Origin of the sequence: Mesorhizobium sp. ESP-6-4 (assembly GCF_020164735.1) — a bacterium.
In the GTDB taxonomy this organism is placed as follows: Bacteria; Pseudomonadota; Alphaproteobacteria; order Rhizobiales; family Rhizobiaceae; genus Mesorhizobium.
In genome coordinates, this window is the sequence record NZ_JAIUGS010000029.1 from 1 (window position 1) to 22,649 (window position 22,649).

Genomic DNA, 22,649 nt, shown 5'->3' on the forward strand with positions numbered 1-22,649 from the left:
CCGGCCCCCATGCCACCCCAGCCGAATACAAAAACGGCCCGCGAGGAGCGGGCCGTTTGTTGTTTGGTTGCGGGGACCCGCAACCTCTTTTGTCATAACATTGTCGGAGGATTGATTTTCTTCGGGTTTGGCGAGTTCGAGGATGCCGAACAGCTCGCCGCGTAACTCGGCATGGACCACGCCGCGCTTGTCGCCTGGCGTGAGCACGATCTTTCCGATTAGCGAGCGCACCGCATCGGCGGCTGGATGTCCGTCCTCGTGATCGGCGAGTGCTTGTGTGAGTTGCTCGACCCGCTTGCGGTAGAGAGTGGCGATATTGGGATGCAGGTCGGGCACGTCAGTGGGCGCCAACGCCAGACGCGCGGTGATCTCCGCCTTCTGTCTCTCCAGGTCTTCCATTCTCGCCTTCATCGAAGGTTGGTAAAGGCCATCCTCGATCGCGGCCATGATGCCCGCGATGGCGCGCTCGGTTCTGTCGAGCGCCTTACGGTCCTGTTCGCCTTGCGCGCGACGCTCTTGGTTGAGACGGTTAGTCTCCTGCGCATAGGCTCTGATCGCTTCGGCCACAGCATCTGCCGAGACAAGCCTTTCCTTCAGGCCTGCGAGAACGCGCTGCTCGATCTTCTCGCGCGTGATAGTGCGGCCATTGTTGCAGATGCCGCGGCGCTGGTGGTTGAGACAGGCATAGCGATCGCGTGTGAACAGGCCGTAGCGCCCTCCGCAACAGCCGCAGGTGAGCAAGCCGGAAAGGAGGGAGACCGGCCGCTTCATGGTGTGCAGCTTTCTCGCCCGGGCTTTGCGCGTGGCGATCGCCACCGCCTCGAACTGGCTGGCGATGGATTTCTGTCTCTCCTTCACGGCCTGCCACAATTCATCCTCGACGATCCTGAGATGCGGCACCTCGGTGCGAATCCACTTAATCGGCGGATTGGCCCGTGAGACTCGCTTGCCGGTGGCAGGGTCCTTGACGAAATGCAGGCGGTTCCAGACCAGCACGCCGGTATAGAGTTCGTTGTTGATGACACCGGTGCCCCGGATCACATGCCCGCGCACGCTGGTATCGCCCCAGTGCCGCCCGAGCGGACCAGGAACGCCTTCCTTGTTGAGGTCCGTGGCGATCGCCTTCGGGCTCTTGCCGGAAGCAAATTCGCGGAAGATGCGGCGCACGATGGTCGCTTCCTCCGGCACGATCTCGCGATCGCCACGGACGGGTTCGCCTGCTCCATCCAGTTTCTTGACCACCCGGTAGCCGTAGCACAGCCCGCCTCCGGCTTTGCCCTTCTCCACCCTCCCCCGCAGGCCACGATGGGTCTTGAGAGCAAGGTCCTTGAGGAACAATGCATTCATCGTGCCTTTGAGGCCGACATGCAACTCGCTGATCTCGCCCTCGGCCAAGGTGACGATGGCGACGCCGGCGAATTTGAGATGCTTGAAGAGACTGGCGACATCGGCCTGGTCGCGGCTGATGCGATCGAGCGCCTCGGCCAGTACCACTTCGAAGCGGCCGCGCTGAGCATCGCGTACTAGCTGCTGGATGCCCGGGCGTAGCACTGTAGTGGCGCCGGAGATCGCCGCATCCTCATAAGTACCCGCCACGCTCCAACCTTCGCGCGCCGCCTGCTCGTGGCACAGCCTCAACTGATCCTCGATGGAGGCGTCCCGCTGGTTGTCGGAAGAATAGCGGGCATAGAGTGCGACACGGGTCATGGCGGCTGATCCTCTCTCCTGTTCCCAAGGGGTTTGCCATCCGGCCCCCTGCCCTCTCCCTTTCGACCGTCCGGCCGATTGTCGTTAGCCGCCAGCTTCACCTCGAAGGCCTCCCGCGCCAGCCGCCGGGCGATCAGCCGAGCGACATCCAGCACCACCCGGTCCAGCTTGGCCGCCGCAATGTTTTCGGGGCGATCCTCGCGGCTGGCGAGGGCGCCGTTGTCGTTCGCCGGAAGCAAAGCCTGCGGCCCGGTGCTGGTTTCCTCCGACATGCCGGTCGCTCTCCCAAGTGGATCGCCCACCATCAGAGTCCTCCGGACGGCGAAGAAAAGCACGAATTCATGTCGTGGGGTCACAGCGTGCAATGACTTGCGCCGTGCGGTTTCGTCTCAATCGTAAAGGTCCGGCTCCAGGCGACAAGTGGTAAGGGGGCGTGTCAGAAGACAGTTACATCGCCACGGTATTCGGCCTCGCCTTCCTCTTTCAGCGCTGCGACCAGCTCGACGGCGGACTCCCAATGCCTGGCAACGTCGCTCCGCGTCCGTCCGCGGCTCCGGCGACCAGCCGGCAAGTCTCCCGCGATCGCCTTTAAGTCACGCAGCACGGAAGCTATGTGCGGCCACGGGAAGTCGGTAGGGTCACCAATATCCCGATCGGCACCCACGATCATTTCCAACTTGGCGATGACGCCGACGAGCGATGTAGCCGCGACTTCGGGGATTGAATCCTGAAGCTTCAGAGCTTCGGTCATCGCAAAGACCTCGGCCTCCCGCGCAACTGCATAGTCCCGTGGACCGCCGAGAGTGCGCGCCGCTTTTCGTTGAACTCCCGTCAGTGAATCTGCGGCCAATACCTGAATTCCGGGATTGACCATGATTTGGCTCTCCAACCGCTGCTGCACGCGGCATAACAGCATGGAGGTGTACCGAGCCATTTGCCAATCGCTCGCCAGCAGAAGTGCGGGATCGCGCAGGGCTGCCGGTTGCAATTCTGGCTCGTTGCAGGTTGCGGCGAGAACAGCGGGCTGCTTCGCTGCCGACACGCCAGCACCGACTGATAGGTCGGACTCAGTCCGGATTTCCCTTTCTGCTGGCGATTCATCGATCGCATTCGCCGACTGAACCGTCCCCGTCTTGCGCGTGACGAAGGACAAAGTCGTGGTATTGTCGGAATCAGCCATGATCCGAGCTCCCAACAGCTTGGCTGTGGTTGGGCTGGGTGCGTGCAAGAGCATGTCGCCCGGCCATAGTCGCGCACGGCCGATAGCTGCGAGGACTTACGTCTTTGCAAGCGGCCGGAGCGGCAAGTTTATCCATACCTTTAACCTATCCGAGATCACTTTGCAATCACATGATCTAAAAGATATCACCGGCGCACAAATGCGGGCCGCGCGCGCGTTGGTCCGTTGGAGCGCGAAAGATCTCGCCGAAGCGGCGAGCGTGGGCGTGGCGACTGTAAGACGTGCCGAGTCCGACGACGGCATTCCGCCGACGACCTTAGCTAATCGAAGGGCAATCCGCAGCGCGCTGGAGGCAGCGGGCATCGAGTTTATTGCTGAAAACGGCGGTGGCCCTGGCGTAAGGCTCGCTCGCCGTTTTTGATTTGGGTGCTCCTAACGATATACGACCAAGAGGCACTGTGGGCGACTCCGTGTGCGTCTTGCCTAGCCCACCCTTCCCCGCAGCCTGAAGCATCACCGAAACGCGGCTTGGGCACCCACTTCATGAGGGCCGCCTTCCGAAGGCAGAGCTCACAAGTTCGAATGTTGTCGGGTTCGCCAGCAAAGTCGACGGGTTAGCAGATCAGTTCGTTCCGTTCCCGTCTTCCCGCATAACCATCCCACATAACGAGTGGAATCGCGGACCTACTTGGCTAACAGGGCCAGCATCCAAGTGGCTACCGCAGGCAGGCTGGCAAGACTGGCATCGAGCGCCTTCGTAGCTAGGGACCCGAGCGCGTCGCTAGGAAGCTCTTTAGCTTTGCTACGACCTTCGCCTTCACAGTTTCGTCTTCCCCGGATGACTGCACCCTGGAAATCAGGAGATCGCGCAAGGCGTCCCCATGTAGCCGGACGGTTACGTCACCCAATATCGCGCCTAAGCCGCCATCGTCGGCGATGAAGTCAAGGCCCTTTGCCGTGAGGTAGTGTCTCAGTCTGAAATTTTGGCCGGCGCTTGTCGCGCCCGGTGCCGGTTCCATATATGCTTAGCGCAATTCATGTGGAGCGCGACCCTCTCAAAATTCCGGATGCCGATTTTACGGCTGCAAAAGCGTGGGTTCGCGCATCCCAAGCCGAGATAGACGGCCTGCGCTATCTAATTAGAGAGACGGAGCGCACTATCGAGAGTTCTAAGGAACTGCTCGCGAGATTGAAGCAGAGGGAAACTGATGCCGACCGGACCTCAAGGCCAGAAGCGTCCTGCCGATGTGCAACGCCGTCCACGTCATGCGCATTGCGACGGGCGAGGAAATTGACCACGTGCCGGACGGCAAGAGCGCCGCCGCTAAGGAAGCTTGGTTCAAAGGGCGGGAAGAAGGGCGCCGCCAACATGACGCCGGAGCGGCGCGCGGAGATCGCTAAGAGGCGGCGGAAAGCCGCTGGAGCAAACGGTAGGCTCCAATGACGAGGACATTCGTTTTCTGAGTTAGCCCTGCAGAGGATCCCCCACGATCGGCAATGGCCTGTTCGCAGTGCTTCCGCTGCCCGTAATTGAATGTGCCAGTGAAGCAATAGAAACGGCCGGGGAACGTCAAAGTTGGTGCCGGATCGCAGAGTGGCAGGGTCATCGGCTTAAGCACCTCGCCGAGTTCGAAATCACGATTTGAGAAACTATTCAGCGTGTCCAGAAGCTCAGTGTGTTCATCAGAATCGAGCACACCATCTGCAAGGATCTCATTGATGCGGCGGTAAAAGGTTCGGATGAGCGGCTGGTTGCTGATCTCGACGTTGGCCGCCAGCCATTTTTGGAGAAACTCTACTCCCGCCTTGTTGATGCTTCCATCTGCCGCCACGCCTCGCGCGAGACCGATCAGTTCGTCAACCTGGCGCGAGGAAATGCGTTCCCCGCCCACGCGATTGTAAAACTTGTCGTCCATTTTGCCCCTACCTCTTCTAGCACAGCGTTTCGCACGCCACGCCGTCCCCGTCCCGATCCAGCTTGCCACCCCACGAGCAGTTCTGCAGATACCATTGAGCTTCTTCGCACGAGCCGATCTGCTTGCACGTCCGCCGCGGTTCGCACGAGTAGCCGCTCTGCGCGACCAGCTTGCGGCTGATGATGCCGAGCGGCTGGCTGGCCGGCGCGGCGCCGTCCGCGTGCGACGCGCGCCAGTTCCACGGAGCTTCGAACTTGCCTCCCCATAGACCGACCTTCGCCGTTTCCGCTTTCGCCTGTTGCTGCGCGTAGACCCCGTGGCTGTAGCGGGGCCAGTCCAGCGCCTGGCCGTGCTCGACCATCCAAGCCGCCACGCTGGCGCCGTCGGCGCGCCGGCAGTCGCCGACGAAGCGGTGATAGCGATCCCAATTGACGAATGTGCATTGGACGGGCCTCGAGGCGGCCAGGAACGCGTCCAGCGCTTCGGCCGAGCGGCGGCCACACGGGTATTCGAAGCCATTGGCGTCGTCGCAGTATTGCCGGCTCTCGGGCGCATCGATGCCGTTGAAGCGGATCCGCTGCCCGTGAACTTCGATCGTGTCGCCATCGATGAGGGACGCAACGCCGGTGATCGACGCCGGCTTGGCGCCAACAAGGTACTGCAGATTGACCTCTTGCAAGCTGTCGCTATGCCGCATCGCGGTGAGCACGGCCAAGGCGCCGGCTGCGGCCACGGTGACGAAGATGAGGCGCCGCGGGACGCTCGCCCAACGCAAGGTTCGGGAGCGCTTTGCGCCGGTGCGCTTGCGCCACTGCTCTGAGCGATTGTCGTAGCGCGACCTGTCCATTGCTTTAAGCCGACCATCCGGGCCAGGTGCTGTCGACCATCGGCATGCCGGCGCAATTGTAGTCGTAGACGAATTGACCGGTCGCCATGTCCCGGCACCTCCATATCAGGCTATAGTTCGGGCCGTAAAACTGATCCCATGCCACGCCGTAGGCTTGCGGTCGTGGGACGTAATAGCCTCCGCCGCCGTTCTTTGCTGCAGCACCGGCGGCCACGGCCAGTCCTCCGACTGCAATGCCAGTCGCCACGGCATTGTCCGTTTGTATGAGCCGGAGGCACTTCTCGGTCGTTGCACCACGCCGAACCAGAAGCGCCGTAACTCGACTTCGATATTGCTCGTCTCTGCTGCTTGCGAGCGCATGACAAAGCGCGTTGGTGTCCAAAGCAGCTAACTGGCCGTCAGAAATATTCGTGCTCGTCGAGCAGCCGGCCAGGAACAAAGCCGCGCTCGAAATAATTGCTGTCGCCTTCATTGATTATCCCCCCGTCCGATACTGAGGGAATTTCGTATCCCGTGTCTATGATTTTTGTTTCGGAGATCGCATCTTGAACTCATTTAGAGCGCGGGGCGGCAGCCGGCCGGTGCCTTGTTGCCAGAGATGAATTTGCCGTTGTCGATATGGGAGTGATAACTGCTCATGGCCGCTCTTCCCGTTGGAAAAGCCCCACCTGGCTCGGCTGTGCTTTGTTTCTTGAGAAGCTTCTGCTCTCTTGACATCTAGCAAGAGCACGATCAGCTTCATCGGGTTTTGAGGGATCATCGACCCAACGGGGAATTCCCATGAAGAAGACCTACGAGAAGCCTACGCTGATTCGCAAGGGCAAGCTTTCCGCAGTCGTTGCGGGGCCGTCTGTTGTCGTTGTCGTGCCGCCGACCTGACCCACGCCGCGGATAGTCTGAATCGCCCGTCGGCTCCGGTCGGCGGGCTTTTTTGTTGGAACAAGCAACGTTGGATGCTGGTTCGTTTGCCGCGATGCATGCGCCCCGACTCGGCGCCCGCTCCCGCTGCGGTTTAAGATCGCCGCGCAAAAAAGCCCCGGACAATCCTGCCGGGGCTTTCTGCTAGGTCCGCCGAAAAATTAGAACCTGTAGTTCAGACCGACGCGAACGGTGTGGAAGGGCACTTTGACTTCAGCACCGATGTCGTCGAACGTCGTTTTACCCAGGTCGGTGTAAAGATACTCGGACTTGAGGGACCATTTGTCGGTGAAAGCGTATTCAGCGCCCGCACCAACGGTCCAGCCGACCTTGGTCTTGGAAAAGTCGGCCCCAGGGACAGAGACCTTTTCGTGACCGTAGGCCAAGCCGCCAGTGCCGTAGACCAGGAAGCGGTCGACGGGCGTATAGCCAATGCGAGCACGCACCGTGCCGAACCAATCAACCTTTGTTTCCAGAGAGGGGCCGCCGAACGATAGCTCGCCCTTGACGTCGGAAGCCTGGATGTCGGCTTCCACGCCGTAGACGAATTGGCCAACCTGCCAGTTGTAACCGGCCTGAATGCCGCCCAGGAAGCCACTCGAGCTGAGATCGAAACCACCAGGGCCGCCGCCGGCAGGATCAAGACTGAACGTGCCGAAACCGCCGCCGGCGTTCACGCCAATATATGCGCCGGTCCAGTCATAGGAAGCAGCAACCGGCGCCTCCTGCAATACGTCAGCCGCATAGGCGGTGCTGGTAGCTAGGACGAGAGCGGTAGCGAGAAGAACCTGTTTCACGGGAATACCCCTTTGTTGCCTGGTCGGATGAATGGCCCAAGGTCACCACCCGAGTGAGATAGCGATGTCGCCGAAGCGCATCGATTGTCAACGCCGCCAAGTTCGAAGGCGTGGATATTGTTCGGGAGATGCGTGGAAGCCACACTTTCCGCACGATTTCGAAAGCGCAGCACAAAATCGCAAAGGCCTTCACCCTGCGCCGGAACGTAAGACGCGACTTCCGTGCAAGGAATGCACATAAAGTCGCCACCCATCGGGGGCGCCGCAAACCGGCTGATCGAGCGGCGGAGGGGAATGGGCAGGGACAACGAGTAGCCAAGTCTCGCAACCCTGCCGCGCTCCGAATCCTTGCACCCGCTCAGACCGGGGGACCATCTTCGCAGCACCGCTTGGGCATCGCTCTTGCGAGAAGCGCGCGTCTTGAACCGAAGGCCTTGACCGCCTCGTGCAACCATTCAAGCAAACGCAAGTTCGGAAAGCGTGGCGCACTCCCGAGCGTCCGTCGCGTCGCATCAGACCTGGCAGCCTGCGGCGCAAGAAAGCCCGCAGTCCGTCCCTCGGCTGCGGGCTCTCTTTTGGGGCTGTTGACCGCTCCACGGCTTCCAAGAGAACGAACAAACATTCAGTTTAGCTAAAATGTTCCATTGCAGCCTGGAACCGTTTCGAACCCGGCAAGTTTCTACGGGTGAGCGGCCAATTTGTCCCTCCGATTCGCTCGCCGTTATAGTCCCCTAGCTACAGCCCGCCGCTTTGGTCAATTAGCGGCGGGCTTTTTGTTCCGATGTCTTGCGCTTCGGTGCCAAGTGGCTCGTGACGAGCCTTACGGCGCTACGCTTCACGGTGATCCCCAGATCCTTGCCGCCAACCGTCACAGTGTCCTCATCGACGCGTAGGACTTCGCCGGTAAGCTCGATCTTCTGCCCGCTGCTGATGTTCGGCGATGTGTTTACGATCGAATGCGGCTGGTGATAGGAAGGGATCAGCACGCTAATCCGGTCCTCTGTGACGCGCTTGCGGATCGTTGCTGTGATCGCAACCGTGTCGCCTACCTTGGTGTTCTCCTTAGCCATACCATGACTCTGGCGCGGCCTGCGGGTTCGTCAAGCGACTGCTAATGTTCGCCGATAGCCCGCCGCCCGGTGTGCCCCCACACCTAGCAACGGGCTAAGGGTGGCCGGCGCCTCTTTGGGGAGATTGCCTGAGCGCGCGCCGGCCTGGTGAACCGTGGTCCGCCGCATATGCAGCTTAGCTAAAACATCTTGGTTCAGACATGGTGTGATCGCGGAAGGCCTTGGCAAGCGCGACCGAGGTTCTTATTTCGGACTCGCATGGGGCGACCTCTTGGAGGCCGCTATGGGGCAACGAATTCCCCTTCGTTGAAGACACGCTTGGCAAGAAGCTGGCGGCCGGCACCGGCCTGTCGGTCTATTGCCTCACGTGCAGGCGGAATGCGCTGCTGGACGTCGCTGAGCTGGTCAAACGGCTTGGGCCGGATCACTCCTGCATGCACTGGGGCTTGATCAAGGTGATCTACTCCACGAGGCCGTGCCGCCGGCCGGGAGGACCGGAACCTCCAGTTTACGAACCACGCATTGACACCGGAGCAGCGCAAGGGCTGAACACCCTGACCCTAGCGCAGCCGGCCCGTATCAGACTGGCACATCATCTAGGCATCAATGTTGCTTCGCCGGCAGAAGGCGGAGAAGAACTGATGACGCTTGCACGTGAGCTTTTCGATAGCGATCTAACCTTCCGTTGCCCTGGGTGTGAAACCGCGGTGGCCCGAAAAGGATCCTGGATCAAGAGCTCCAAGGTCTTCGTCTGCGATGCCTGCGGCGCGCAAACGCGCCTGACATACGGGCTCAAGCTCGCAATCTTTGATGCGCATTTGCGAGGCCGCCGATGATCTCCAGGGGCGGCGGGGCCATGGTGAAGAAGGCCAACGATTTTCGGTGTTCGAGCCGACGCGCTGCGAGAGGCCTTCAAACAGTCTATTCGCGAGCAGGGGACGACACCTGTCGACTGGGAGGAATGCGCCAAGCGCTTCCTTCGGCGAACAATCAGAGCAGAGGCGAACCGCCGCTCTCGTATCAACTAGGTCGAGACGGCCGATCCCTCCTCAGGGGTGTAGCCGTCTTGGAAGCCGCAGGAGACCCGTTGCTTGCCTCATTAGCTGGGACGGGCTCTTCCTTAGCAACAGCTAAATTTGTTAATGCGTCGTCAAAGCAGAAGGAGCATGATGCTTTTCTGCCCCGCGCCGCACACGGGGTAAGGGCCCGGCCTGTTTGCCAAGTCCCCTGACGTCCCGCAGGCCGGGCATCGTATAACTCGGCGTTAATTCATCCTACGCGCCTTATCAGCAATAGCGGCGCCAGATGGGCGGTTACCATCGTGCTGAAACAAAAGCTGCGTTCCGATCGTTTGCGATTTGCAAACCAGCGGGTGCGCCATGCCATCCACCTCGATCAGGAAAACCGAATACGATCCGGCAAGCAGGATCTTGTCCGTCTGGTTTGTGGCCAGCGGCCAGCGTTACGATTTTGAGGGGGTTCCTCCGGAGACTTACACCGCGTTCCGGTCGGCGTTTGTCAAAGGCCGCTTTTTCAACGACCACATTCGCAATCACTTCCGCTATCGACGCATTCCGGACTAGCTGTCTAGTTCAAGGGGCTCGTGGGCTGGCCTCTGGTGCCAAATCACCTGCCGCAAATCACGCAAGTCAATGGCTTGGCCGCAGGTGGGGCATACGAGGAAGTGATCGGACTCCCGGGCCGGCTCGCCGTCATGGCGCCGTCCGACAATAGGGCGGCCAAGCTCTGAAATCTTCATCCTCGAAGCTTCTCCGCCTCGCGTTCCAGCGTCCTCCGATCGTTGCCATGTTGCTTGATCAGATCTCGAACCTGTTGAACCGTCAGGCCCACCTTGTTGGCGAAGTGGCGAACCTCATAATCCTCATCCGCCGACACCCGGTCGCGGTCACGCGCACCGCGCTTGCTCTTGTCGTCCGCCATGGCTGTTCCTCCTCGTCGTGAGGGAGAACAGCAGCGGGCAACGAATGTTCCAAGCAGCGAACGTTCCCATTAGCTTCTGCTAACGGAACTGAAATGACCGTGCGATATTTGAATCAAATTCGAGTGGTTTGGTTCTCGGTCCGGCTGTCTTTCATTCGTCCGATGGAACCGGAGTTAGTCGATCAGCCGCCCAAAGGGCGGCGACTGGATGCCTCGCTTCGGATTTTCGCGAAGAGAATTGATCGCCGATCGCATCAGCGGACAATCGCAGAAGCTCCATTCTACCTGTAGCTGGTCAAATCCGGCGCGAGATGCTGCTAGAATTCTGTATGGCAGTCCGAATAGCGGTTGTCCTGGCGCTTCTCTTCGCCTTCGCCTACGGATTCGCAAAACTCGTGGAACGTTACGGCGGCGTGGGCGATAGGCCTTCCCCGTGTGAATCGTCAAACCCTGCTTGCTCAAACCCGAACGCGCCGCCGCCTGCAAAGGAGCTTGGTGGCAAGGTGCCAATCGATGAAATCACGCCGCAGCCGAAAAAGCACTGAGGGGGAAATGGCCGGGGGCTAGCCGATCGCGCCTATGTAGATCGGAACTGCCATTTCCATCAAAGTTGCCTGCCGGCCCGGATCATCGCCCGAGCAATGGCAAGCTCTGCCTCGACCTTGGCGTTTTCCTTCTGGGTCAAATTGTCGGCCGCAATCAGCCGACGCAGCGAGCGCAGCACTTCGCCGCGCGCCCATCCTGCTTCAAGCATGCAGTCCACGATCGCCTGAAAACCGGGCTCCATAGCTTCTTGACAGCCGACCTCTCGGTCGGGGTAGTCGCCTTCGCGTCTCGGTCTGCTGATCATCCGTTGCCGTCCACCGTGCTCTCTTCGTCCAACTGTCGCGGCACCGGCAGATAAGCGTTGGCGACGAGCCATTCGCCGACAATCGTTTCTACCACATCCGGCTTGGCAGTGCCCATCTCGGCCGCCAGGCTGGTCAGCGCGTCGTCGGTGCGGGGATCAAGGCAGACCCCACCGGCGTTTCTGATCAGCAGCGCGGCCCGACGCAACAGCACCTGTAGGTCCGCCCGAGAAGCGTCCGAAATGTGGTCGGCGGTGCTTTCCAGTTCATGCACGAATTGATGGCGGGACATCGGTCATGCTCCTACAGGAAGTGCTCGCCTTCGGCCCTGTGTTCATAGCGGAACCAGTGCGGCGCATACTTCGGCTTGACAAAGCCCCAACCGGCGTCCTTGCTGCAGCCGTCGTGCTCGCAAACGTGGTGCTGACGCCAGCCGGCGTGGCGTATTCGGGCTTCGGGATTCTGATTTCGTCGCTCATAGCGGATTGATGGGTCCCACAAGGCCGGAATGGTCGTTGGGCTGTTTGTTGATCGCCGCGGCGTTCACCTCGCGTCCGACGCGGTTGAATTGAAGCTGCCCGTCAATGTCGTGGGAGAGCAGCGCCTTAAGGTCGCTCGCCGGCGTCTCCGCATTCAGCCAGGCATCGTAGTAGGCTGGATCGAGGATCAGCGGCTGTCTGTCATGAAGCTGGCGCATCGGGTCGCCGGCCGGCCCGGTGATGATCGTGCAGCTCGTGAGATCTAGCGCCTTGTTGTAGGCCCAAAGCCCCGCGAAGGAGAACGGCGCATGGCCGGGCATGAAGATGTGCCAAGGGTCCTTGCCGCGATCGGCCGGGCTGATCGTCCATTCGTAGAAGCCATCGGCAGGGATAAGGCAGCGCTTTGATTTGAACGCATCCCGAAAGGCGGGGGTGGTGTCGACCGTCTCGATACGGGCATTGAACATCGGCGCCTTGGGCATTTCCTTCGCCCAGAATGGCACCAGCCACCAGCGGCCCGAGCGAACCTTGTGATTGCCATCCTCGGCGGCGGTGATGAAAGGCACCTCGTCGGTCGGCGCGATGTTGTAGCGCGGCGCGTCGTTGCGGCCGATGTCCGCCGGCGCCGTCAACCTATAGAGGCGGTGGATTTCGGACCATGGCAGATATCTGGTGTAGCGTCCGCACATTGGCGCCGATCACTCCATGTCAGGCACGTCGCCGCTCACAAACAGCGTATTCGGCGGCCCGTAGTCGCCGAGCGCCGGATCGGCATCCCGGCTCCATGCGATGACGCTCACATGTTTGCCGGCCAGTGATTTGGCGGTTCGGATCGCCCGCTCTTCACTTTGCTGATCGGCTGGACCGAATATAGGAAACAGCTCGCCGTCGTCGCCGCGGTCAAGGGCGACCACAACAATCAGCTTCGGCTTTTTCTGCTCTGGAAGGACGTGCGTTGACATTCAACGGCCTCTATCAACTGAGCGGTGCTGCCCCCGCCTCAAGAGCGTCGATCGCGTCGAGCACTGCCTGGCGCTTTGGCTCGATAGGCTCATTTGGGTGGAACCCTGCGAGCGACAGAGACGTATAGGCAACCGTTACGGCGCTGACGAGTTGCTGCGCTTCCGAATTATCCGGAACCTCAGCAGTGGCGGCCAGAGCAAGCAAGAAGACCCTATCGTCATGATATTCGTGCTTGCCGTCCTCGGCCTGGATGAGGGCCCGCATCCGGCGGAGTGCAGTGGTGCGGTCGGCGAGTTGCACATCCGGATTATGCAGCAACTGCAGGCCGCTGACCTGCATGCGCTTCTCGTCCGGCCACCCTTCGCAACACGCCTTGATTGCGGCATTGCTGGCCGCCCACCAAATCTCAGCGGCGGCATACTCGCCTTCCGATGGTTCTTGGTCAGGCGGGAAACCCATTTCATCCCAGCCTTCGACTGCGAATGACCCTTCCGCCGCTTCCTCGGCCGTCAAACCAGATTGCTCGATTACGGCCCGAGCTGCGGCGAGACCGCGCTGTTTTTCTTCAGGGGTGGCTCCCCTGGCGTCCATCATAATGTCCATGACCGGCCTCCTGTGGCTGTCAGGGCATCAGTGAACAAAATGAGAACACTGGAGTCAAGAGGCTCTTGACCAAGCAGGAATATGTTCCTCATTTCAGAGTATGCCGGAACAACCGCAAAAATGGCCGAGAGGCGCCGCCTGGACATTGACCCATGCTCACGACGCGGGGCAGGTGGCGGGCATCCGCTGCGCCCGCTGCAACATCACGCGCTACTATAAGCCGCTCGAGCTACGGGAGGTGATCGGCAACGTCACGATCGATGAGGTGAGGGACAAGGCGCGCTGTCAGAAGTGCGGCAGCCGGGAGTGGATGAGCGCGCAGCTATTCCACGCGACCGGCGAGCAGGCCCATACGATCCGCTTTCGGCGCCTGGTAGAAATCCGATGGGAGAGGCGGGTGATTTGGCGGGATGAGTAGCGGACGGCCCCACGAAACCATCTTCAAAAATACCGACCATACGCAAGCTTCTCGAACAACGTCGCACGTCGCGCCGGAGGGATCGCACCGCGTTGTGTGTATCCGAGATCGGCCAGTGTAGGCTCCATTATGGCGGCCAAAGAGTCGAGATCAGTCGGCGATAATCGACGCCATTTTCCAATCGACTTCGCTGAGAGCCGCGGCTTCTTGGGCGGAGCCTCTGGCAAGTTCAAGCGGGAACGCCAAGCCATCGAGAAAACCCTCTGGCGAGGTCGACGTGATACCTCCACCTGTGCGCATTGAAGAGCATGCCATGGGCTCGGTATGCTCGTTGCGTCATCGGAAATCCGTGCCACGACGAAAGTTCGGAACTGCCGAAATAGACTTTTCGCCACAATGGCGCCTTAGGCGCCACGAAAGGGCTCAACGCCACATCACGACCATCCCTGATCAGGTGAACGAATTTCGCTTGCGGAAAATAGGCCTTTATCAAAGGAACAATGAGAAGCGTCTCGCACAGCTTCCATTCCCACCGCTCCGCTTGGCCAATGTTCTGCAGGTGTTTGCCGATATGACATTTCGCCAGGCGCCGGCTTTCCGGGTCGCGAAGTTCGTTCCCTGTAGGCACGCCGCTTCTCGAAGACAGAATGGCGTGCTGAACCAATGGCACCATCTCCAGGCAGTCTAGTGAGCCACTGACGTTACTGCCCATGTAGACGCCAGCGTCCACCAAAATGCTAGTGAGAAGTCGACTGCCCGAGTGAGCAGTGTTGACGATCACGATAGGAGGCGTCGCTTCCGAAAATAGACTTGATGAGTGCATTGCAATTTACAGTGAGCGGACCTTGGCTTTTAGGCTTTTTGCATTCGCCTTCTGGTCTGTTTAGCAACGCGCGTTGCTCCCGTTTTTCGACCGAGTCCGCTCGCCTTGGCCAATTCTGACCGTTGGGCGGCATAATTTGGCGCCGTCATTGGATAGTCGCGCGCCAAGCCCCACTTGGCCCGGTACTCGTCAGGCGTCAGGCCGTAGTGCACGCTGAGATGACGCTTCAGAGATTTGAACTTATTCCCGTCCTCGAGGCAGATGATGTAGTCAGGGAAAACCGATCGCTTCGGATTGACCGCGGGTGCCTGGGCCGGCGTTTCTGGTTCGGCCGATCCTCCGATCTTCGAAAGCGAGAAGTTCACGTTCGCGATCAGATCCGAGAGAGACGCAACCGGCACCGCATTGTTGCTGACGTACGCGGACACTATATCGGCAGTGAGTTCGATCAACTGGCTTCGGCTGTTCTCAATCTCTTCCGGCATGCATATCTCCGATCCTCGCAACAAATGCCTAACTCTCTTAGCCGGTTTCTGGCCAAGCGCAACAGCCCGAGGATACCTAACGAAGCCATTGCTACGACCTTGGTCGTGGCCGGCATTAACATGCAGTAGGGCGGTAGGACGCGGTCACGTCGCGACGGAGGCTCGCGCCGCGATAGCGCACCCCTGTAGCTGCATCCCGAGGTAGTGGTCCGGGAGCGAGCGCGGAGTCGCGAGTAGCGTCTGAAGCACCTGGTCGGTGAACTTTTGGGCGCGAACCTGAAGCTCGAGCGTTGAAGTCATAACGATAATCCAGCTGCCTGAGAGTGGTCAGTCGTGCTAACTCTGGGGCGAAGAAAGGGAACGTCCGGCGCCCGAGCGGATCGAGTGGGCCCGCTCGCCAATCGCGTGAAATCCGGCGGGTCAGCCAACATTTTGGCTAATTGAGCGGCGAGCCATCGGACCCGGAGATCTCCGCGCGCGCGTACCAGATTTATGGGGACGCGCCTTTACATCGATTGTTTCTGATCACAAACACCTTGGGTCCCATGGCTCAAATGATGATATTCAGGATCGGCATCATTTCGGACACGCACGGCTTGTTGAGGCCTGAGGCAGAGCGTCGCCTGGCCGGTGTCGATCACATCATTCACGGCGGAGATATAGGCGGGCCGGAGATCATCGCCGCGCTTCGCAGGATTGCGCCGGTTACCGCCATCAGAGGAAACGTGGACACCGGAAGCTGGGCCGCGCAATACGCTGACACTGAGCACGTGCGGCTTGCGGGGCGAACCATCTATGTGCTTCACGACCTAAAGACGCTGCAGATCTCGCCCGCGGCGCTTGGCATCGACATGGTAATCTCGGGCCACTCTCACGTGCCGATGATCGAGACCGTTGATGGGGTGCTCTACTTAAATCCTGGCAGCGCCGGCCGGCGGCGCTTCAAGCTGCCGATCACGTTGGCGACAGTCGATGTCACGGCCAGCCACATGCAACCGGTCATTCACGAGTTGGGCGACGGTTGATACGTCGCACGCAGATAGAGGCGCCCGTGATCATGGCCGAGTGGGCGGCCATCAGAACTTTCTAAGCGGCCGGCAAACAGCGAAAGAACCCGTCGCAAGGGTTCTACGGCGGGCAGGCAACCGGCTGCAATCCTAATGGGGGAAATGGGACCGGGTCGTGTGCGTCAAGGCCTAAGAAGGGGCGGCCAAGGCGCGGCGATCGATCATGGCTTGGAAATGCTCCGGCGCCGCAAAACAAGGCCAACGGCATCTCCTATTACCCCCTTGGGTGTTCCTAATCACGGACGGAGCGCCGACTGAAAGCGTGGCGGCGGCCGAACAGGCGATCAAGGCGGGTGAGGCGGCAAAGGCCTTTCCGTTCTTCGCGGTCGGCGTTGAAGGCGCCAACATGGATATCCTCGCCAAGCTATCGACCCGGCGGCCTTGAGCTAGATGGGCTAACTTCCGTGAGTTGTTTTCCTCTCGGCCTTCCTATCAAGCGTTTCCCAGTCGCAAGTCGGCCAGACGGTCGCGCACCAGTCTCCGGCGGGCTGGGCGGAGGTGCCGTCCATAGCCTTTTCGACGGCCCCGAAGGTCAGGTTCTGACGGCTGTCGTATGCGATGGCGCTGGCAGCGCGCCTATTCTGAAGTCGGGTCCTGGCTTGCCAGCCAGACACTGCTTGAACTCGTGGGAACACCCGTCATCCTGGCCATGCGACACCACCATCGCGCCGTACCCGATCTGACGTGTGACGGCTGACAGTCGGCACTTCGCCGCAACGCAGACTGATGACTTCGCTGCGCCGGCAGCCCGCCACGGCTATCACCCGGATCAGTGCCGCGGTGGTCTCGTCCTGCCGGTCCTCGGCCACACTGCATTAAGACGCGGGAATCACCGCGAAATCGCGCTTCTCGCAATGTGCGGTAAACCCCCGCACATTGCAAAAACCGCATCGTAACTCATTGCAAATACAACCAACCGAATGCGGCACAATGTGCGTCCTTTTATCTTGCCATCTTCAACGGTCGTATTCTGCTAGACTTATTTGCTATCGTCGTTACTCCTCCAGGCTACGATAATACACTATTCTATGCTCGACGTCACGATTCGGTATTCTGGCGTCGAGTCCCAATGCGCCGTACAGTCTTCCGCGCTCGGCGACGGGTTAGTTGCGCTGCTTGTTTGCAGCACTGGAACGTCGTGACGCACTTTCCATCGAGCTGACCGAGCGTCGCCACAGGCAATCCGGCGCAACCCGGCCGTCTCGCGATCGGCGCGGCCGCATGCAAGATGACGTGCGTTCCATCGTTCCCGGCCTGCATCGATCCTCATCCGCCGGAGCGGATTTCCTGCATCAGTTGGCGTCCGAGAAAAATGCGAACACCATGAGTTTGAACTGCATTCGGACAGCTCAGCGGCGCTACAAAACCTTTGGAATGCGTGACGAGTCTAGCCGATGAAGGCTCGTCTTGACCGCAGCCAGATCGTCAAACTTGGAGCATGCCATTGGCCAATATCGGGACTATGATCGTCGCTTCGGATGGCGACCGCGAGACACCAAGGTTGTATCGCCGCCCACCTAACGACGGATTCAACGAATGAACCGACCATTTTCTGAACGCTTTGGCTACAGCGGCCCGGATGCTGAAATTACTCTCCGCGAGGATGCTCCAGAGAACCTCCGCTTCGCAATCATTCAGATCGCGCACAACGCAGGGGGAAGCTGGAAGTGGATACGTGAGCAGGTTTGTGCGGTGCTTTTTGAAATTCCAGACGACAACAATTGGTCCGACGCGAATGTCCGTCATGAAGTAGTTGGACTGATCGCCGATTGCCAATGGTTCAAGGTATATGACATCGCTGAGGCCCTTTGGCGCGGGCTTAGTGACGACCCAGAAAATCAGGATCGATATCGGGAGGAACTCAACCGATTCTTCCGCGAAAAGGGCATCGGCTGGCAGCTAGAGGAGTACAAAGGCCTTACGTTCCGAGGCAGCGAAGGCTTCTCGGCCGTCACGGCGAAGGCACTGCAAGTACTTGAGCAAAGTGACAGGACGACAGCCGCCAACGAAATTCGCGAAGCACTGGGTGACCTTTCGCGCCGCCCAATTCCAGATCGCACCGGCGCGATCCAACATGCAGTTGCTGCCCTCGAAGCCACCGCACGCCATGTCACTGGGCAACCGAACAAGAACCTCGGTCAGCTCGTCGAGGGACTCGATTTGCCCAAGCCCCTTGACCAAGCCCTGGACAAGCTCTGGGGGTTCGCTTCACAGTATGGACGTCATCTCCGGGAAGGAGAGATGCCGGACGACGACCAGGCCGAGTTGGTTGTGAGCATCGCCTGTGCCGTTTGCATTTTCCTGATCAGTCGTAGGCCCGAGTAGCAGCTGAGGTGCACTGCCTAGTGATATGAACGGCTATCGATGTGAATCTTTGCTGCTGGAATATCGACGAGACAGGACGCCAGCCGGAAATGGGGCAAATGCATTTCGGCGGAAGAGCGCGGGCACGGCCTTCCGACCAGATCGAGACGATCACGAGCCAACCTTTGTCGTGGTTTGATGTGACCGACTAACAATTCGACGTGGCTTCGGTTGCCTGATGTCAGTTCGTGAAGGCCATGGACCTCTGCGCACAAAGTTCGGCTCGGATCGCGCCGAGCTTGTGTATGGGCAGCAGTCTGATGGCAGTCTGGTGCACATCTCAATGGCCGTCCGCGGGCTCGGATGCGATTGCGTCTGCCCCGGGATGTGCGGGAGTCGCCTGGTAGCCAAGACGTTGGCAGAGACGCCACATTTCGCGCACCATCATCGCGACGCCTGTGGCGGAGGTCCCGAAACTGCCCTCCACAAACTAGCCAAGCAGATTGTCCAAGAACGCCTTGTCTTGTTCGTCCCGAAGCGGATCGCGAGCCATGGGAATGTCGAACGGATCCTGCCAGGTCGAGAAAAGATTGAACTCGAGTCGGCAACTCTCGAATTCCATGATCCGCAACAGATAGTCCCTGATCTCTATGTCACCCTCGATGGACGAAAGCTGTTTGTAGAAATTGCGGTGACCCATCCTTGCGACGAAGAAAAGATTCGACGCATCCGCCAACACGGCATTGCGGCGATAGAAATCGACCTTTCGCACATAGCCAGGGATGCCGCGCCGGAGGTGGTTGCCGATGCTGTAATCCGCTCTGCCCCCCGCAAATGGCTGTTCAACGAGGCGATCGACAATGCTGTCATAGAGCTGCAGAAAGAGGCCAACGCCGCACGACTCGCTGCTGAGAACAAACTGACAGCCGATGCTCGACAGAAAGCCCGCGCCTACGACATTGCTCTGCGCTCGAGCCCGAAGGCTCTGCCCATATCGACCATCGATGTCTTGCGAGGCATCGGCCTAGACAAACACATCGGGATAGAGGTTGCCGGGCATGCGTGCTTCACCACGCATCCCACCAACTGGCAGGCTATTGTTCTGGCAGACGTCCTGTACGGCAAGGGGCTTGGAAAGAAGCTGCCAACGGCAGTTTCGGTGACAAAGCACCTTATGGACAAGGGCCTTGTCCGCGCGGAATTCAGATGGATCAGCAACGACCTTGAGGCGGCCGTCGAGGCGCTAGACAACCGCTTCGCCGCCCCATGGAGAGCTGTGGAGTTCTATCTGAAATATCTTACGGGAGTCGGCGTCGCACTGGATTGGACGCACGGTTTCGCAATTTCGCCGGCTGTAGCCTCGTCCTGGTTCGATTGGGTCATTGAAGAGATGGGCAGGTCGGCCGCCCGAAAGGGAATAGAAGAAACGATAGGATGGCTTCTTGACCAACTGCCTGACGAAGAACGTCACGGCATGACGGTCGAGGATTGGCTGAATATGACCAATCCGGAAACCGGTGAACCCTACGCCGCCGTGCTGGAAAGCACGCGAACAATGCACCCGGTCGAAGCTGAGTTGCGGGCTATTGTTGGCCTTTTCAAAGGCACTAGGACTGACGTGCGTGAACTTTTGGGCCTTCCGATTGCAAACGAATGCGATCGCCGCCTGGCTGTGATTGCCACAAAGGAGGCGGAGAAGAAGGCCAGTGCTGCCGTGCAAGCTGAGACGATCAAGATCAATCGGCAGAACGAACTCGCTGAGTACGCCGAAACGGTGCTCGACGACCCGGACGCATGGCTGAACGAGGCGCATCCTGATCTCGACGGACGCTCGCCTTTGGAGGCCGCTTATCATGGCTATCACGCTGCCGGGAAGGCGCGGGAGATCCTTTCCGCGATCGAACGCCGCCGACAGGCTGACCGTGACAGCCTAGCCGAGGCAAACTTTTGGCGCCAGAAACTGCGCAAAGCGGTTGAACAGCGACTGAGCAAGGATGAGGCCGAAGCGTTCCTGAACGACAGAGATGAGGACTACAACCGCGCGACAGCCGTGATTTTTTGCCGGGACGAGGCAAGCTATCGATCAGTCCTCCGTAAGCTACATATATGGATCCAAGCGTTCGGCTCTCAGCGACACCGGCCATTCTAAGTTTCTGTAAGATACATCCGACTCAGAGCTGCTTGCCCGGCCACGGCCGAACAACGTGTTCTACGTTCTGGCGTCGAATCAAGGCGATCCTGTAGGCCCTAAGGTAAAAGCTTTGCTCCGAAAAAGCTGAGTTGTGCCAGTGGCCAAGCGAAGCCCAGAACGAAAGCAAGGGCGGATATTGTAAGGCTTGCCGCCCAAGCGACCTTGTACCGCAGGCTCCGTGCCCAAGCGCGTTCCGCTCTTGCATGCTTTTCGTGCGACTGTCTAATCAGCTCATTTCGCGCTTGATTTGCTTCATCGGCGAGCCGCTTAGGAGAAGCGATCACTTCGGGCATCGCTCTGATCGCTTCATTGATCTGATCCCGGTTGTGCGATGTCGCGAAATGCTCGCCCTGTTCATCCGCGCGAAGAGCAAGGAAAAACAGGCTGGAACCCGCCGCGACGACGCCGACCAGAAATGACCAAAAGGATGGGGTGAGAAAGTGGAACACATAGGCCGGATCACGTAAGCTGGCGGCTAGCGAAGCCATGGATATTGCGCCACCTGCTGAACCGGCTCCGAGCCATATGTGAAGCTGCCGGCTGTAGGCTTCGCTCTCAGCGTTCTTGTTCTGAACGACCCGCAACGTGTCAGTTGTATCGATCTTCATCGTATAGCCCTCTGATTGCTCCTTTTATCAGATTCGCCGCCAAGGCAGCGGCTTTGGTTCCGACAACGTCAGCCCGGATTGAGGGGGCCGGAGGAACTGAGGCTCTTGCGAACGGCCCTGGCGTCGGTACGCTGGACAAGAAGCGCGCGGGCAACGCGCGCAGAAAACAAGCCTACGGCCTGTGCCGTCTCCGAATTCGCTGTCAGGGATCGTCACCCGAATGGGCCGAAATCGCCTGCGGGTTCGGTGGCGGTAGCCATAGAGCCCGGCCGGCAAAGCCGGGACAGTGTCATCCTTGGCGACCTGCCGGAATCCAAACCACGCCCCTCAAATCCATGCTTCGACTGAGATGGCGAACCATGTAAAATCGGATCTCGCGACTCGCAGTATTTGTCGTTGAGCAGACGCACATGGATTTGAAAGAAGCCATTACCGAACGCCTGGTCTATATAGACGAATACCTTTCTGTTGCCGAAGTTCCGGTATCACAGCGGGCTACTCAGGCTGCGGTCCTTTTTGTCCAGGACTGGATCATCGAAATAGAGGGCGACGACAAAACCGATTTTTATGTGAAGCCGTGGTTTGCCGTCATCCACCATCATGTCAGCGAATGGTATCGGGAACACTACGGACCGGCGCTTGATCGGAACTCGAGCTCGACGGCTACGGGCGTCATCCTTGTGCGCGGCGTGCCGGTGGAGGTTGCGGTGCCCCTTAACCGCCGCACTGTTGAGACGCCTGGCGTGACGTTCTGGCTGCACTTTCCGGTGACGATTGAGGACGGCGAAGATCCCGAGAATTGGCTGGTCGGCTCCCCGCCAATAGACAGGCTCGATCGGAAAGAGCGCACAAAACTTAATGCAAAGCTGGCGAATGTCGGCACGGGTTTGCGGTTGATCCGCATCAACATGATGGGGATCAAACCCCGCGACGAGACGGTAAACGGCCTTCTGGAAGGGGTTCTCTCTGAATTCGAGAGTGCCGCCGACAATATCCTGCGGAAGGATGTTGCTGGCCGGGGGGCTGCCTTGTGGTCGCTGCAAATGGCCGTCGAAAAGACCCTGAAAGCCTTTGCGCAGCACAAGACCGGCACCTTCCGGCAAACGCATGATCTGTTCGTACTCTATGACGATGTAAGGGATCAGGGCATTGGCGCGAAGCGCGATTTGCTCAAGAAGATGCCAAGGGAGCCGCAAATCATGTCCGACCGATATGGGCTCGGCGGCACACCGGCAATCTTCGAAGTGATGAACGCCTACAACGCGGCTCTTGCATTCGTCAGCGAGGCATCACACTCATTTGCACGCGAGCTCTACGTTGGCGGCGCGCGGTTTCTTTTGAAAAAGCCGCCCTGGCTGGAACTCCCGCCGGCTGCGAAACGAGAGGAAAACCGGGCATGACCCTGTCTATCCTCTCTCCGATTGTGTCGGCGATTGCGCTGATGGTGTCACTCTTTACCCTATGGTTCACGGTTCTGCGCCGGG

27 protein-coding genes are annotated in these 22,649 nt (G+C 59.5%); 10 read left to right on the forward strand and 17 right to left on the reverse strand.

Annotation, left to right across the window (positions count from 1 at the left end):
• The 3 genes from LB523_RS28045 to LB523_RS28055 form a co-directional block, all read right to left on the reverse strand.
• A partial coding sequence (locus LB523_RS28045; RefSeq protein WP_224609165.1) for a recombinase family protein occupies window positions 1–1,707 on the reverse strand: 1,707 nt, incomplete at its 3' end.
• On the reverse strand, window positions 1,704–1,979 hold the full coding sequence (locus LB523_RS28050) for a hypothetical protein (RefSeq protein WP_224609168.1): 276 nt from the start codon (window positions 1,977–1,979) through the stop codon (window positions 1,704–1,706). The genes LB523_RS28050 and LB523_RS28045, both read right to left, overlap by 4 nt.
• A gap of 164 nt (window positions 1,980–2,143) precedes the next feature.
• Window positions 2,144–2,887, reverse strand: a complete 744-nt coding sequence (locus LB523_RS28055; protein ID WP_224609171.1) for a hypothetical protein — start codon at window positions 2,885–2,887, stop codon at window positions 2,144–2,146.
• 199 nt (window positions 2,888–3,086) lie between these two features.
• On the opposite strand from LB523_RS28055, the gene LB523_RS28060 reads away from it, so the two are divergent.
• Window positions 3,087–3,308, forward strand: coding sequence for a transcriptional regulator (locus LB523_RS28060; protein ID WP_224609266.1), 222 nt, complete (start codon window positions 3,087–3,089; stop codon window positions 3,306–3,308).
• A 976-nt stretch (window positions 3,309–4,284) separates the two neighbouring features.
• Here LB523_RS28060 and LB523_RS28065 read toward each other — a convergent pair.
• The 3 genes from LB523_RS28065 to LB523_RS28075 are packed head-to-tail and all read right to left on the reverse strand — an operon-like array spanning window position 4,285 to window position 6,122.
• A complete protein-coding gene (locus LB523_RS28065; protein WP_224609173.1) occupies window positions 4,285–4,803 on the reverse strand; it encodes an NAD-dependent DNA ligase in 519 nt (172 codons plus the stop codon).
• A gap of 16 nt (window positions 4,804–4,819) precedes the next feature.
• Window positions 4,820–5,650 (reverse strand): excalibur calcium-binding domain-containing protein, encoded by an 831-nt coding sequence (locus tag LB523_RS28070; RefSeq protein WP_224609176.1) that lies wholly within the window; start codon window positions 5,648–5,650, stop codon window positions 4,820–4,822.
• Window positions 5,651–5,654: 4 nt separating this feature from the next.
• Window positions 5,655–6,122: a hypothetical protein gene (locus tag LB523_RS28075; protein ID WP_224609179.1), complete on the reverse strand. Its 468-nt coding sequence runs from the start codon at window positions 6,120–6,122 to the stop codon at window positions 5,655–5,657.
• A gap of 308 nt (window positions 6,123–6,430) precedes the next feature.
• Between LB523_RS28075 and LB523_RS28080 the strand changes: the two genes are divergently transcribed.
• Window positions 6,431–6,529 carry a putative RiPP precursor gene (locus LB523_RS28080; RefSeq protein ID WP_224609182.1) on the forward strand — a complete coding sequence of 33 codons (99 nt, stop codon included), beginning with the start codon at window positions 6,431–6,433 and terminating at the stop codon, window positions 6,527–6,529.
• 200 nt (window positions 6,530–6,729) lie between these two features.
• Here LB523_RS28080 and LB523_RS28085 read toward each other — a convergent pair whose 3' ends face one another.
• Complete coding sequence (locus tag LB523_RS28085; protein WP_224609185.1) at window positions 6,730–7,365, reverse strand: outer membrane protein; 636 nt, start codon at window positions 7,363–7,365, stop codon at window positions 6,730–6,732.
• A gap of 758 nt (window positions 7,366–8,123) precedes the next feature.
• Window positions 8,124–8,435 (reverse strand): hypothetical protein, encoded by a 312-nt coding sequence (locus LB523_RS28090; RefSeq protein ID WP_224609188.1) that lies wholly within the window; start codon window positions 8,433–8,435, stop codon window positions 8,124–8,126.
• A 221-nt stretch (window positions 8,436–8,656) separates the two neighbouring features.
• Here LB523_RS28090 and LB523_RS28095 point away from each other — a divergent pair, with 221 nt between their 5' ends.
• Together LB523_RS28095 and LB523_RS28100 are read left to right on the forward strand one after the other, a co-directional pair.
• Window positions 8,657–9,271 carry a hypothetical protein gene (locus LB523_RS28095; RefSeq protein WP_224609191.1) on the forward strand — a complete coding sequence of 205 codons (615 nt, stop codon included), beginning with the start codon at window positions 8,657–8,659 and terminating at the stop codon, window positions 9,269–9,271.
• Between the two features lie 543 nt (window positions 9,272–9,814).
• Complete coding sequence (locus LB523_RS28100; protein ID WP_224609194.1) at window positions 9,815–10,018, forward strand: KTSC domain-containing protein; 204 nt, start codon at window positions 9,815–9,817, stop codon at window positions 10,016–10,018.
• Window positions 10,019–10,190: 172 nt separating this feature from the next.
• On the opposite strand, the gene LB523_RS28105 is transcribed toward LB523_RS28100, so the two are convergent.
• The 6 genes from LB523_RS28105 to LB523_RS28130 all read right to left on the reverse strand — a co-directional run bounded on the left by LB523_RS28105 (window position 10,191) and on the right by LB523_RS28130 (window position 13,269).
• Complete coding sequence (locus tag LB523_RS28105) at window positions 10,191–10,376, reverse strand: DUF3606 domain-containing protein (RefSeq protein WP_224589517.1); 186 nt, start codon at window positions 10,374–10,376, stop codon at window positions 10,191–10,193.
• Window positions 10,377–10,980: 604 nt separating this feature from the next.
• Window positions 10,981–11,226 carry a hypothetical protein gene (locus tag LB523_RS28110; RefSeq protein ID WP_224609197.1) on the reverse strand — a complete coding sequence of 82 codons (246 nt, stop codon included), beginning with the start codon at window positions 11,224–11,226 and terminating at the stop codon, window positions 10,981–10,983.
• The gene (locus LB523_RS28115; protein ID WP_224609200.1) at window positions 11,223–11,516 is read right to left on the reverse strand and encodes a hypothetical protein; all 294 of its coding nucleotides are present in this window, start codon (window positions 11,514–11,516) and stop codon (window positions 11,223–11,225) included. The genes LB523_RS28110 and LB523_RS28115 overlap by 4 nt, the downstream gene beginning before the upstream one ends.
• A gap of 183 nt (window positions 11,517–11,699) precedes the next feature.
• Window positions 11,700–12,392, reverse strand: coding sequence for an SOS response-associated peptidase (locus tag LB523_RS28120; protein WP_224609202.1), 693 nt, complete (start codon window positions 12,390–12,392; stop codon window positions 11,700–11,702).
• 9 nt (window positions 12,393–12,401) lie between these two features.
• Window positions 12,402–12,665 carry a hypothetical protein gene (locus tag LB523_RS28125; protein ID WP_224609205.1) on the reverse strand — a complete coding sequence of 88 codons (264 nt, stop codon included), beginning with the start codon at window positions 12,663–12,665 and terminating at the stop codon, window positions 12,402–12,404.
• 13 nt (window positions 12,666–12,678) lie between these two features.
• Complete coding sequence (locus LB523_RS28130) at window positions 12,679–13,269, reverse strand: hypothetical protein (RefSeq protein WP_224609208.1); 591 nt, start codon at window positions 13,267–13,269, stop codon at window positions 12,679–12,681.
• Window positions 13,270–13,414: 145 nt separating this feature from the next.
• Between LB523_RS28130 and LB523_RS28135 the strand changes: the two genes are divergently transcribed.
• On the forward strand, window positions 13,415–13,687 hold the full coding sequence (locus LB523_RS28135; RefSeq protein ID WP_224609211.1) for a hypothetical protein: 273 nt from the start codon (window positions 13,415–13,417) through the stop codon (window positions 13,685–13,687).
• Window positions 13,688–13,916: 229 nt separating this feature from the next.
• Here the strand turns inward: LB523_RS28135 and LB523_RS28140 are convergent, their stop codons facing one another.
• On the reverse strand, window positions 13,917–14,510 hold the full coding sequence (locus tag LB523_RS28140) for a sulfotransferase (protein WP_411966506.1): 594 nt from the start codon (window positions 14,508–14,510) through the stop codon (window positions 13,917–13,919).
• A gap of 29 nt (window positions 14,511–14,539) precedes the next feature.
• Complete coding sequence (locus LB523_RS28145; protein WP_224516822.1) at window positions 14,540–14,995, reverse strand: MucR family transcriptional regulator; 456 nt, start codon at window positions 14,993–14,995, stop codon at window positions 14,540–14,542.
• 557 nt (window positions 14,996–15,552) lie between these two features.
• Between LB523_RS28145 and LB523_RS28150 the strand changes: the two genes are divergently transcribed.
• The 4 genes from LB523_RS28150 (at window position 15,553) to LB523_RS28160 (ending at window position 20,515) form a co-directional block, all read left to right on the forward strand.
• A complete protein-coding gene (locus LB523_RS28150) occupies window positions 15,553–16,020 on the forward strand; it encodes a metallophosphoesterase family protein (RefSeq protein WP_224609218.1) in 468 nt (155 codons plus the stop codon).
• A 304-nt stretch (window positions 16,021–16,324) separates the two neighbouring features.
• The gene (locus LB523_RS29335; RefSeq protein WP_263483446.1) at window positions 16,325–16,447 is read left to right on the forward strand and encodes a hypothetical protein; all 123 of its coding nucleotides are present in this window, start codon (window positions 16,325–16,327) and stop codon (window positions 16,445–16,447) included.
• Between the two features lie 1,151 nt (window positions 16,448–17,598).
• Window positions 17,599–18,387: an AbiJ-NTD4 domain-containing protein gene (locus LB523_RS28155; protein WP_128271820.1), complete on the forward strand. Its 789-nt coding sequence runs from the start codon at window positions 17,599–17,601 to the stop codon at window positions 18,385–18,387.
• A gap of 502 nt (window positions 18,388–18,889) precedes the next feature.
• Window positions 18,890–20,515: a hypothetical protein gene (locus LB523_RS28160; RefSeq protein WP_224609221.1), complete on the forward strand. Its 1,626-nt coding sequence runs from the start codon at window positions 18,890–18,892 to the stop codon at window positions 20,513–20,515.
• Window positions 20,516–20,613: 98 nt separating this feature from the next.
• On the opposite strand, the gene LB523_RS28165 is transcribed toward LB523_RS28160, so the two are convergent.
• Window positions 20,614–21,165 (reverse strand): hypothetical protein, encoded by a 552-nt coding sequence (locus tag LB523_RS28165; protein ID WP_224609224.1) that lies wholly within the window; start codon window positions 21,163–21,165, stop codon window positions 20,614–20,616.
• Between the two features lie 410 nt (window positions 21,166–21,575).
• Here LB523_RS28165 and LB523_RS28170 point away from each other — a divergent pair, with 410 nt between their 5' ends.
• Window positions 21,576–22,565 carry a hypothetical protein gene (locus LB523_RS28170; protein WP_224609227.1) on the forward strand — a complete coding sequence of 330 codons (990 nt, stop codon included), beginning with the start codon at window positions 21,576–21,578 and terminating at the stop codon, window positions 22,563–22,565.
• The last annotated feature ends 84 nt before the right edge of the window (window positions 22,566–22,649 follow it).

What these genes read in the sequence shown, in the direction of transcription:
- LB523_RS28050 (WP_224609168.1), bottom strand. Translation starts at nt 1,979, where the DNA reads ATGTCGGAGGAAACCAGCACCGGGCCGCAGGCTTTGCTTCCGGCGAAC.
- LB523_RS28055 (WP_224609171.1), bottom strand. Translation starts at nt 2,887, where the DNA reads ATGGCTGATTCCGACAATACCACGACTTTGTCCTTCGTCACGCGCAAG.
- LB523_RS28060 (WP_224609266.1), top strand. Translation starts at nt 3,087, where the DNA reads ATGCGGGCCGCGCGCGCGTTGGTCCGTTGGAGCGCGAAAGATCTCGCC.
- LB523_RS28065 (WP_224609173.1), bottom strand. Translation starts at nt 4,803, where the DNA reads ATGGACGACAAGTTTTACAATCGCGTGGGCGGGGAACGCATTTCCTCG.
- LB523_RS28070 (WP_224609176.1), bottom strand. Translation starts at nt 5,650, where the DNA reads ATGGACAGGTCGCGCTACGACAATCGCTCAGAGCAGTGGCGCAAGCGC.
- LB523_RS28075 (WP_224609179.1), bottom strand. Translation starts at nt 6,122, where the DNA reads ATGAAGGCGACAGCAATTATTTCGAGCGCGGCTTTGTTCCTGGCCGGC.
- LB523_RS28080 (WP_224609182.1), top strand. Translation starts at nt 6,431, where the DNA reads ATGAAGAAGACCTACGAGAAGCCTACGCTGATTCGCAAGGGCAAGCTT.
- LB523_RS28090 (WP_224609188.1), bottom strand. Translation starts at nt 8,435, where the DNA reads ATGGCTAAGGAGAACACCAAGGTAGGCGACACGGTTGCGATCACAGCA.
- LB523_RS28100 (WP_224609194.1), top strand. Translation starts at nt 9,815, where the DNA reads ATGCCATCCACCTCGATCAGGAAAACCGAATACGATCCGGCAAGCAGG.
- LB523_RS28105 (WP_224589517.1), bottom strand. Translation starts at nt 10,376, where the DNA reads ATGGCGGACGACAAGAGCAAGCGCGGTGCGCGTGACCGCGACCGGGTG.
- LB523_RS28110 (WP_224609197.1), bottom strand. Translation starts at nt 11,226, where the DNA reads ATGATCAGCAGACCGAGACGCGAAGGCGACTACCCCGACCGAGAGGTC.
- LB523_RS28115 (WP_224609200.1), bottom strand. Translation starts at nt 11,516, where the DNA reads ATGTCCCGCCATCAATTCGTGCATGAACTGGAAAGCACCGCCGACCAC.
- LB523_RS28120 (WP_224609202.1), bottom strand. Translation starts at nt 12,392, where the DNA reads ATGTGCGGACGCTACACCAGATATCTGCCATGGTCCGAAATCCACCGC.
- LB523_RS28125 (WP_224609205.1), bottom strand. Translation starts at nt 12,665, where the DNA reads ATGTCAACGCACGTCCTTCCAGAGCAGAAAAAGCCGAAGCTGATTGTT.
- LB523_RS28130 (WP_224609208.1), bottom strand. Translation starts at nt 13,269, where the DNA reads ATGGACATTATGATGGACGCCAGGGGAGCCACCCCTGAAGAAAAACAG.
- LB523_RS28140 (WP_411966506.1), bottom strand. Translation starts at nt 14,510, where the DNA reads ATGCACTCATCAAGTCTATTTTCGGAAGCGACGCCTCCTATCGTGATC.
- LB523_RS28145 (WP_224516822.1), bottom strand. Translation starts at nt 14,995, where the DNA reads ATGCCGGAAGAGATTGAGAACAGCCGAAGCCAGTTGATCGAACTCACT.
- LB523_RS28150 (WP_224609218.1), top strand. Translation starts at nt 15,553, where the DNA reads ATGATATTCAGGATCGGCATCATTTCGGACACGCACGGCTTGTTGAGG.
- LB523_RS28155 (WP_128271820.1), top strand. Translation starts at nt 17,599, where the DNA reads ATGAACCGACCATTTTCTGAACGCTTTGGCTACAGCGGCCCGGATGCT.
- LB523_RS28165 (WP_224609224.1), bottom strand. Translation starts at nt 21,165, where the DNA reads ATGAAGATCGATACAACTGACACGTTGCGGGTCGTTCAGAACAAGAAC.
- LB523_RS28170 (WP_224609227.1), top strand. Translation starts at nt 21,576, where the DNA reads ATGGATTTGAAAGAAGCCATTACCGAACGCCTGGTCTATATAGACGAA.